The following is a 2,124-nucleotide window of genomic DNA, read 5'->3' as shown; positions in this document are numbered from 1 at the left end:
GACCTCGATGAACTGCGCCAGGCCACCGAGGAGTTCTCGCTGGTGATCCGCGACCTCGCGGCGCTGCAGGAGCGCATCAAGCTGCTGCAGGAAGAGATCGCCGCGCAGGTCGGCGAGCAGACCAACCGCAGCCTCTTCACGCTGACGATGGTCACGGTGCTGGCGCTGCCGATCAACATCACGACCGGCTTCTTCGGCATGAACGTCGGCGGCATCCCGTTCGGCGAGCACAAGCACGGCTTCCTGGTGGTGGTGCTGTTCGTGGTGGTGTTCACCGCGGTGGCGGGCTGGCTGGCGTTCCGCAACCGGGATCGCTGATGTCGCCGTGGTAGCCTGCCGCCCGAGGAAAAACAAGKGCCACAGGCCCGCGGGAGGATGGAATGAAGAAGTCGATGAGGGGCTTGGGCTTGACGTTGGCCATGGCCCTGACCGCCTGCGGCGGAGGAGGCTCGGATGCTCCGCCGACCGGCGAGAACCAGCGCTACACGCCGCTGTCGGTCGGTGATCGCTGGATCTACCGCACGTGGTCGGACGCAGGGGATGCGAAGGCCTCGTTGGAACGGGTGGAAGCGCAAGGGCACGACCGGCTGGAAGGGCACGATGTGGTTCTGGTGAGCACCGCGTCGCTCGACAAAGGCCTCGTGCTCGAAGACCGTTGGATGCAGCTTTCCGACTCCGCGTTGACCGAATGGCGAAGGGCGACGTACCCGTCGCTCGGCGCGTTCATCTGGCCGAGAGTCGACGTGCTGCAATTCCCGCTGCTCGGTGGAAACGGATTCACGCAGGTCGACCAGACCATCGATCTCGGCAAGGATCTCGATGGCGACGGCCGCAACGAATCGGTGAAGGTCACGTCGCAGGTACGGGTGATCGGTTTCGAATCGGTGCAGACCGATGCGGGCCCATTCGACGCGGCTGCCCACGTACGCACCGAAGTCACGCAGACGAGCATCTCCTCGAGCGGGTTGCCGTCCGGCGTCGAGACCCGCGTCGAAGATGCCTGGTATGCGATGGGCATCGGCCTGGTGAGGTCCGACGTGGTCGTCGGCACGGCCGCCGGACTGTCGACGTCGCACCGCCTGCTCGTGGCTGCGCGCACGGGAGGCGTGCCCACCGACACCCGCGGGCCGCAGGTCGAGATGCTGACGCCTGCGATCCCGCGCTACGGCTCGATCCAGATCGGGTTCGACGAACCCCTGGACAGTTTGACGGTGTTCGACAGCGACGTCATTGACCTGCGCGATCCGCAGGGCGTCCGGATACCTGTGTCACTGTCGTACGAGCGCAGCGTGATGGTCCTGTATCCGGGCACCTTGGCGGACGGCACCTACACCGTGTCCGTCAATTCCACCGTCACCGACCTGGTCGGCAACCCGGTGCAGCCTGCCCTCCTGAGTTTCAAGGTCGACGGCACGCCACCGTCGATCGTCGCGACCTCGCCGCCTGCCTACCAGACCGGCGTACCGCTCGACACGGTGTTCAGCCTCGATTTCAGCGAGGAGCTCAATGCGGCCTCTCTGGCAGGCCGCGTCTCTCTGGCAGGCTACTCCCGGCAGGATGGCCTGCGCGAGGACGTTCCGGTGAAGGTGAGCCTCAACGGCAAGCGAGTCACCGTCACGCCATTGGCGCCGCTCGCGGCCCGCTGGGAGTACACGCTGCGTGTCATGGCGGGGGTGACGGACCCGGGTGGAGATCCGCTGCGCCTGGATTATTTTCTGCAGGTCGAAGCCGCAGGCCACTGAGCCTTCCGGTTCCGTCTACCGGGTGGCACCGGTGCGCCTCGGCCACATTCGCACCACCAGCGCCAGCGCCGCGGCACTGGCCGACAGCGCCGTCACCGCCATCCACCCCCAGTGCGCCAGCGCCAGGCTGCCCAGCGCCGAGCCGGTCGCCATGCCGATGAACACCGTCGTGAACAGCACCGCGTTCAGGCGGCTGCGCGCGCCGGGGTCGATGCCGTAGACGATGGTCTGGTGCGCGATCAGCGCGACCTGGATGCCGAGGTCGAAGCCGATCGCGCTCGCGACCAGCAGCCCGAGCTGCGCCTGCGGCGGCACGAACGGCATCAACCCCATCACCGCGAACGACACCAGCACCAGGCCCGCGCCGACGCGCGTCACCAGT

The 2,124-nt window shown here is 67.1% G+C and carries 2 protein-coding genes and 1 pseudogene; 2 read left to right on the top strand and 1 reads right to left on the bottom strand.

Annotated features, from left to right (window positions below; genetic code table 11):
- A partial coding sequence (locus AC1D01_RS31620; RefSeq protein WP_477873469.1) for a CorA family divalent cation transporter occupies window positions 1-318 on the top strand: 318 nt, incomplete at its 5' end.
- A 62-nt stretch (window positions 319-380) separates the two neighbouring features.
- Window positions 381-1,742 (top strand): Ig-like domain-containing domain, encoded by a 1,362-nt coding sequence (locus AC1D01_RS31615; RefSeq protein ID WP_477873468.1) that lies wholly within the window; start codon window positions 381-383, stop codon window positions 1,740-1,742.
- 15 nt (window positions 1,743-1,757) lie between these two features.
- On the opposite strand, the pseudogene AC1D01_RS31610 reads toward AC1D01_RS31615, so the two are convergent.
- Window positions 1,758-2,124: pseudogene (locus AC1D01_RS31610) on the bottom strand (MFS transporter); the annotation flags it as partial.

Source organism: Rhizobacter sp. P3_B12 (assembly GCF_056402895.1).
The sequence above is the reverse complement of the archived record's forward strand: the minus strand, read 5'-3'. Positions and strand labels throughout refer to the sequence as shown.